Source organism: Neorhizobium vignae (assembly GCF_000732195.1).
GTDB lineage: Bacteria > Pseudomonadota > Alphaproteobacteria > Rhizobiales > Rhizobiaceae > Neorhizobium > Neorhizobium vignae.
On the sequence record NZ_JNNU01000045.1, the window covers coordinates 1 to 7,870 of the forward strand.

The following is a 7,870-nucleotide window of genomic DNA, read 5'->3' on the forward strand; positions in this document are numbered from 1 at the left end:
GCCCTCCGCTGTCAGTCACGGGCTAGGGAGGCTTCGTGTCCTTTTGGGTGACCCTCTGTTCATGCGAACACCGAGAGGCGTAGTCCCGACGGATCGTGCCCTCGAAATTGAAGGAGCGGTTCGCGAGGTTCTCGACCGAGTGCGCCGGATCATCATCAGTTCCGAGGCCTTCGACCCCGAACGCTCGTCGCGCCGCTTCACGATCGGGGCACCTGATGGGGCCTCCTCGGTGTTTTTACACCCTCTTCTGCGCAAACTCGCTTCCAACGCCCCAAGGGTCTCCTTGGGATTGCGCCAATTGTTGCCCCGGCCCGGAGAAACGTCCATTGCATCCGCGTGGGCAGACGCCTTGGTTGACCTCGAAAAGCGGGCGATCGACATCGCGATCATACCCCACGATGACGTTCCGGCTCGTTTCCGGCATGAACTTCTCTATGAGGAGGATTTCGTGGTGGCGATGCGCGCCGGGCATCCTTTCAAATTGGACCCCAGCCTAGCCAAATACTGTGAGATGAAGCACCTCGTGGTGTCCCATTCGGCCGATCCATTCGGTTTTGTTGACTCAGTTCTGGAGCAGCACGCACTTACACGAGAGATCGCACTCACCGTACCCAGCTTCATGCAGGCACTAGCGGTGCTGGCCGACACCGAATTGGTCTGCGCACTGCCCCGTCACTTCGCCCAGATGTTCGGCACGACTTTCGGCATCGAGTACGCAGACGCTCCGACCGAATTCGGCCGGTTCAAGATGTGTCTGGTGGTGCCTAAAGCCGCTCTGTCGGACCCCGGTATCGCTTGGCTAGTCACCACGATTGTGTCGATGCGCCGGGCTTAGGACTTCGCCCTATTCCAGGTTCCGTCTCAGAGCCCTGAGAAGAGCGTCTAGCTCGGCATTCGAGTCATGGCCTTAGACGTCGCGACACTGCCTGATCTGATCTGAATACTTTCTGCCAGCGTCCTCACGCGCCGGCGCAAGAACGTCCCTGCCGGGACGTGGGTACGGTGATTCCGCAAGATGGGGTGCAACCGGCGGATTGCGTCAACCATATTGGAACACTCGACCTGCGAAGCCCCATCATGCGGCGACCTTGTATCGGCCGCGAAGACGACCCAGCTTCCGGTAAACGATCACTCGGCACGCGCTCAAGCCAGATGTCGGCCCCTGCATCCTTCGCTTACCGGCACTGGCTCAGTTCTGGCGGGGCAAATCTTCGAAAAAAACGCTTGCGAAACCTCGTGCGATTAGACGACCCCATCGTGTTCCGACCCAATTCGAAGAGGTGGCCTTATGTCCTCGGTCAAGGAAAGCTTGGATCTACGCTGCAGTACTTGCCGCAACAATGCCGAATTCCTGAAGGGCTTGCCGTGACAACTTGGCCGCAACATGAGATGGATCAGCGCGGTCGCCATAGTATCCAAAGGATTGCCGTCCGGTCTTCAACGGACAGCGACTGATTGGCAAATTTCGACACACCCGCACGCACCTCTGCACGTGCGGGGCATCTTATGTGGCCGGTGCTAATTTTGACTGAAGAGCCTCCCGTTGAAAGGCTGCACAGATCGGCGCGATCCAGGCACCAGCTCGAACCGGCGGCCGAAGCGTCAAGACGGAGTGTTAGAGCTTGCCGTGCCGTCGCTTTTGAGCGCATTGGCCTCCTTGACGACACGGTCATGCGCGGTTTCAAGAACATCGGCGGCAACCGCGGTTGCCTTGTCATAGACATCCGATACCACACTTTCGGCCTTATCGAGGCTCTTCGAGACCTCGTTGGATACCTTCGCCTTAAGTTCATCCGAAGCTTCGCCAAGCGCCTCGTTTTCAACCTGTGTGTGCGGTAGGGCAGCGCCTATTGCAGCCCCCACAGCGAAAGCTAGCGCACCTCCGACAAGAGGCTGGTCCTTGAAATGCTTCAGGATAGCAGCATTCAATTGCGAGCCGGCATCCATCGCGTTTCGCCCCGCATCTGACACCTGCTCGCCGGCTTTGCCGGCGGAGCGGGTCATGTCCTGCCAGGTTTTCGATATCCAACCAGAGGCATCGTCGAACAACTTTCCTGCCTCGTCGCGGATATCGTGGATCTGCTGTCCCGAGGCATCAGCAAATCCGCGGAATGTCTTTCCGCTCTCGTCGATAAAGTGCCCAGCCCGTCGTCCCGTCTCATCCGTCAAGGCCTTGAACCGTCCGCCCTCGCCGTCGCTGAAGTGGCTATAGCGCTTTTCGCCATCAAACTGTACCGGGCCGGTGCGCCGTAACGTGCCCTTGATTGGCGCCAGCGGATAAGTCTCCTTGCTGTCGGCATAGGAGGAGACCGAGGTCTTCGGCGCTGCCATCAACCAAGCGAGACTGACACCCATTAGAGCCATCGGGATCGGATTGTTTTTGACCGCTGCTCCCAGATTGGAAGCATATTCAGCACCGCCGCTCGATTTGGCGTAGGCCAGAACTTCGTCTACCAATTGTCCGGGGGACATCCGCTGCTGGATGGCGTCGAGTCTTTCTTCGATGCGACGGCGGTCCTCGGAAATCTCCCGTTCGATTTCTGCGGACCTTGGGTTCTCAGAGGTGTAGGCCATTATGTTCTATCCTTTACAACCTGGACATCGCGCTGAAGGGAGGCTGAGGTTCGCTCAAGCTTGAGGGTTTCACCCTTAAGAGCTGCCAGGCCACGCGATACCAAACCCCACGCGATCAGTGCAACGATGATGCCGACCACGACCGACGACAAAGCATCCGCGTTCGGTTCGGTCATGCCGCGCGAAACGAGAAAGGCTGTCAGACCCTTGACCAAGGCGGCAAGAAGCACGCCGACAGCACAGATGGCCAACACGAGCCCTGCCGCAAATGCTTCTACGCCAACCAGGGCGTGGGACATTTTTTCAGAGGCTTCGGTCTTGGCGAGGTCGATTTCCTTGCGAAACAGCCCTGAGATGTCGCTGACAAGACCGGTTACCAGTTCCGGAAGGGATCGGTTTTCAAGTGGATTAGCCATTGAAACTGCCCTCCCCAGTCGAGGTAGCCCTCGGCAAGGTCGGCGTCAGCCCGATCGGTGCAGGACTGGGAGAGGTCCTTGATGAGGTTCCCGTTTTACCGGAGGTTCCCGCTGACAGAGCCGACGCGGTCAGGAATCGACTTGCTGCAAGCCCTGCGATCGCTGCGACACCGAGGAAGGCGAGCGGCTGCTTACGGCCGAAGTCCTCTGCCATGCTTGCGATCTCACCGAGGCTTCGATCCTGGATATCGTCAGAGAATTTCCTCATGTTGGCCCCTAGGGTCTGCGTCATGCGCCCGATTTCGGGGTTGTCGCCTTGCTCCAGCTCCTTTGCGACCTTCTCCATCGCCTGAGCAACACCGCCTATCTTGTCGGCAAGGAAGTTCTTCCGTTCATCAGCTGCCTCCTTCGCCTTGTCCGTAGCCGTGGCGATTTCTCGCTTTGCAAAGTCGGAAGCTGCGTGAATATCGTCGGAGACCGCCTGTTTGATGTCAGCAGCGGTCGCGTGCGATGTCTCACGATCATGAGAGGCGTCGTTCTGCCCTAGAGATGCAGACGCGGTCGTAGACCCAGCCGAAGACGGCGGCTGCCCAGGAGCGGATTGTCCCGTTATTTGGTCAGTCATTGAAATCTCCATGGTTGCCGAATTGATCGTTAGATCCCAACTGACAGAGAATCGTATTGTTCCGTAAGATAACCGACCTCATCATTGCGGACCGCGATGGTGACGCTCAACCAAATTCGGCTGAGTGGCTCGATTCTCGGCGTTTGATCTGCCCGAATGTCTCGCGCTGTCAGCGTCAGCTCAAATGCGTAGACAGGATGCGGCGTTGGCAAGTTATCTGCAACTATCGCTCTCACGAGCCTGAGCGAACAGATCGGTTCGAATGGAACCCCCTGATCGAGAACCCGTTCTGCAAGCTGGTAAAGTCGCCGGTAAGAGAATGGCAGGTTGATGTGAGCGTCGTTGAGTCCAGTGATGAAAGTGCCTCCACACACCCTCCTTCGGCTGAACACAGCCAAGTCTCCAAGCAACCACCAGGTTTCGTAGCGACCAAGCTGGCTGCAGCTCTACGAACGTCCAAGCGGCCTCTATGCTATGTGGCACCCAGCGAAGGCGCGGCCGCCAGAATTGCTGATGCTGTCCGCGGGCTCTTTCCTGAGATCGAGCTGATCGTTTTCCCCCATGGGACTGCCTACCCTATGACCGGGTGCCACCGTCGCGGCACTGCATGGGACTGCGAATGGACGCATTGCGGATCTGGAGCATGCTCAGCGGCGCGCCGCGGCTGTTTCTCACCTCGCTGGATGCAACCCTTCAACGTATTCCGCCAGCGACCGTCATATCGAAAAGCCATATCGAGCTTGTGGTGGGAAAGCCGTTTGATCGTGATGCATTTTCCGGCTTCGTTCAGCGGTCCGGCTATGAGGAAGAAGGAGTTGCAGACGATCCCGGCGAGCTGGCGGTTCGAAAAGGCGTGATCGACATCTACCCTGCTGGCGCACCGGGTCCAATGCGGATCGTTCTTTCGGAGGACGAGACGGTCAAGGAACTGAGAGGTTTCAACCGCTCAACACAGCGGACAGAAAGTTATCTCGACAACGTGACGTTCGGTCCGGCGTCCGAAGCCATTTATACTGACGGCATTACAGAAGACCATGCTCCGGCGTCGGAGACGATGGAGCAATTGCTGCTGCGCCTCTATCAAGACATGCCGACCGTATTTGACATACTCGGCGATACCACAGTCCTTCTTTCTCCGGGCGCGACCGAGCGTTTGGAACGCTATCTCGAGATTATCGAAGATGCGCGCCAGTCCCGGAAGGATTTCGGCGATAAAGAGCTCTTCCCCTCCCGTTCTCTTTATCTGGTTAGAGCGGAATGGGAGCGGCTCGTAAGCAGCGCTTCCACAGACGTGCTCGATCTCGAAAATGGAGATGACCTTCCCACAGATATATCCGGCGGAGATCAGCGCAAAGCCTTGGTCGGATTCATGCAAGATCGCCTGCGCGACGGGCTGAAGGTTGTCATTACCGGGAAGGGCAAAACCTCCGAAGCGATTGGTCGGCGTTTGGCAAAGACAACCGGGAAAGCGCCTCGGTCTGTCGATACATGGGAGGCCGTATTGGAGGCAGAGCTGGGAACCGTTCTGAGCCTGGCCCGCGACCTGGAGCAAGGGTTTATCGACGCCGGACAGAATGTCGTCGTGATTGCCGCGACTGATAGCTCGGGCAAGGTCGCGAGTTCGGGTGCCGTTCTGGCGGAGGCCGAGCTTCGAATAGGCGATGTTGTCGTTCACGAAGATCATGGCGTCGGCGTCCTGAAAGATCTGGAAAGCATCACCGTAGACGACGTCTCACGGGACGCCGCGCGCCTGGAATATCGCGATGGCGGTTCTCTTCTTGTGCCGATGGAAGAGTTTGGAAAGTTGTGGCGTTATGGCTCCGAGCCCGAAGCGATCACGCTCGATCGCCTTCAAACAGATGCCTGGCAGAAGAGACGCGAAAAGATACAAGCAGATATTCAATCCGCCGCGCGTCATTTTATGAAAGTAGCCAAACAGAGGCAGGCTTCGCAGGCGGAAACATTCATTCCGCCGCGTGCCGAATTTTCCGCCTTCGCCCGACGTTTTCCATTTCCCGAAACTCCCGATCAAGCCGAAGCGATCCGGGCGGTCCTCTACGATCTTGTCTCCGAACGTACCATGAACCGTCTCGTCTGCGGAGATGTCGGCTTCGGCAAGACTGAAGTCGCCTTACGCGCCGCAGCAGCGGTAGCGCTTTCGGGCGGGCAGGTGGCGGTTATCGCACCGACAACAGTGCTCGCTCGACAACACTTTGCAACGTTTGAGCATCGGTTCGCAGGGACCGGCATCTCAGTCGGCATGCTGTCTCGCCTGGTCAAGCCAAGTGAGGCGAAAAAGATGAAGGCAGCGCTCGCCGAGGGCGAGATCGGTATAATCATCGCGACCCAGGCGATCCTTTCGAAGGACGTTCGCTTGGCACGTCTTTCGCTGCTTATCGTTGACGAGGAACACCGATTTGGTCTGAAAGAAAAGCGCGCGATGAACAATCTCGCGCCGTCTCTTCACACGCTGTCCCTGTCGGCCACTCCTATCCCGCGGACATTGCAGTCGGCTATGGTGGGCGTACAAGAGGTCAGTCTGCTGACGACGCCCCCATCCAGGCGCCGGCCAGTCCGCACGTCACTTGCCCCATTCGACCCGGTGTCCATGCGGACCGGCCTGATCCGCGAATACCGACGCCGAGGTCAGAGCTTTGTCGTGGTGCCTCGTATCGAAGACATTGAAAAAGTCGATAGACTGCTACAGAAGATCGTTCCGGAACTTTCGGTCAAGGTCGCGCATGGCAAGATGTCGGCAGCTGCTATTGATGAAGCAATCGTTGGCTTTGCACAAGGCGATGGCGATGTCCTGCTCGCCACAAATATCATTGAAAACGGCCTTGATGTCCCGCGCGCCAACACAATGTTTATCTGGCACGCTGATCGGTTCGGCCTGGCTCAGCTCCACCAGTTGCGCGGACGCGTCGGGCGCGGAGCAGTCCAGGGCATCACTACCCTTTTAACCGAGCAGGACGCTGAGTTGGCTGGGGAAACGCGCTTACGGCTTTCGACCCTGGTAGAGAACGACCGCCTCGGGGCTGGCGTCGCAATCAGCCTCCGAGATCTCGATCTGCGCGGCGGAGGCGATATGGCTGGTGAAGACCAAGCTGGGCATATGAAGGCGATTGGCATCGGGCTCTTTCAAAAGCTGCTTGCAGGCGCAGTCACTAGATTTGGAGGACAATCATCACGCGTGCAACAGCGCGCGATCGTCAATATGGGAAACGGGGGGTCAATACCTTCGGACTATGTACCGGATCCAGCAGTCAGGCTTAACCTGTACGCTAAATTGTTCCAGGCATCCGCAGTCAGCGAGCTGGACGACCTGGAAGACGAGTTCGATGACAGGTTCGGCGAACCGCCGCAGGACGTATTGCTTCTTTTGAGGACGACCAGACTGCAGCTTATCGCGGGACGGTGGGGTGTTGGCAAGCTGGAGGCCGGGCCAAAAGCGCTTGCAATAACGGTGACAGGAAAGACGTCGGCGAAGCTTGTGGCAGCATCGAAGAAAGCCGGGGCGGTCAGGCGTAACGACCGGCTGATATTCGAAAACTCAAGTCTGGCCGGGGAGGAGCCATTCCAGTTCGTTGAGCGGCTTATGTGTAGGCACGCAAGGCACGACACTACATAGCCATCCACGAAGCTCTTCTAGCGCGTCAATTGTTAGCTCGGTATCCGATCAATTACGGAGGATCAGCGTAAACGCTCACGGTGCGTATGCGTTGCGCCCCAGGGGACATCTGATCGAGATCGCCGATCCATGGATCATCTGAAGGCCGACGACGGCCCGTCGCGTAGCCGAGGCCCTGCCGCGCGCCGCCGCCGCGGCTGATGCAGGATTACACGATTGGGCTCGATCTTGAAACGATGCTTGCCGAGATCGGTCGAGCTTCGCCTTCGATTAGCGGCAGCACGGCTGCTCTCGTTGCGGCCCAGCTCGGCACCGCCATGGTACGGATGGCGTTGGCGGTCTCGCATAAGCATGGCAGCGATACCGATCTGCTGATCGAGCGTCTCGACTCCATCCTCTCCGAAATCAAGACGCGACGGAGAAAGACCGGGCTGCCTCATCTGCCCTGATAGATGCATACCGTCAGGAATCTAATGAAGGAGCCAGAAGGTCAGCGCTGGTCGATGCAACACGCGAACCGCTTGCCGTTGCCCATCGGCTTATTGAACTCCTGGAACTGCTGACCGACGCCCCCGATAGGGTCATCAAGGCCGTCGCAAGTGACTTCTACGGCGGCATCGAGCT

The 7,870-nt window shown here is 58.0% G+C and carries 6 protein-coding genes; 3 read left to right on the forward strand and 3 right to left on the reverse strand.

Annotation, left to right across the window (positions count from 1 at the left end; genetic code table 11):
• Positions 1–835, forward strand: an 835-nt coding sequence (locus GQ59_RS30075) for a LysR family transcriptional regulator (RefSeq protein WP_037088533.1), incomplete at its 5' end; no start/stop codon positions are given.
• 767 nt (positions 836–1,602) lie between these two features.
• Here GQ59_RS30075 and GQ59_RS30080 read toward each other — a convergent pair.
• Genes GQ59_RS30080 through GQ59_RS32245 form a run of 3 tightly spaced genes read right to left on the reverse strand, consistent with a single transcriptional unit; the run spans position 1,603 to position 3,615 of the window.
• Positions 1,603–2,574, reverse strand: coding sequence for a DUF3618 domain-containing protein (locus GQ59_RS30080; protein ID WP_037088534.1), 972 nt, complete (start codon positions 2,572–2,574; stop codon positions 1,603–1,605).
• Positions 2,574–2,990, reverse strand: coding sequence for a phage holin family protein (locus GQ59_RS30085; protein WP_037088536.1), 417 nt, complete (start codon positions 2,988–2,990; stop codon positions 2,574–2,576). The genes GQ59_RS30080 and GQ59_RS30085 overlap by 1 nt, the downstream gene beginning before the upstream one ends.
• Positions 2,983–3,615 carry a nutrient deprivation-induced protein gene (locus GQ59_RS32245; RefSeq protein ID WP_152564523.1) on the reverse strand — a complete coding sequence of 211 codons (633 nt, stop codon included), beginning with the start codon at positions 3,613–3,615 and terminating at the stop codon, positions 2,983–2,985. Before GQ59_RS32245 ends, GQ59_RS30085 begins: the two co-directional genes overlap by 8 nt.
• A 619-nt stretch (positions 3,616–4,234) precedes the next feature.
• Between GQ59_RS32245 and GQ59_RS30095 the strand changes: the two genes are divergently transcribed.
• Together GQ59_RS30095 and GQ59_RS30100 are read left to right on the forward strand one after the other, a co-directional pair.
• A complete protein-coding gene (locus tag GQ59_RS30095) occupies positions 4,235–7,246 on the forward strand; it encodes a DEAD/DEAH box helicase (RefSeq protein ID WP_244448102.1) in 3,012 nt (1,003 codons plus the stop codon).
• A gap of 200 nt (positions 7,247–7,446) precedes the next feature.
• Positions 7,447–7,695 carry a hypothetical protein gene (locus GQ59_RS30100; RefSeq protein WP_037088537.1) on the forward strand — a complete coding sequence of 83 codons (249 nt, stop codon included), beginning with the start codon at positions 7,447–7,449 and terminating at the stop codon, positions 7,693–7,695.
• The last annotated feature ends 175 nt before the right edge of the window (positions 7,696–7,870 follow it).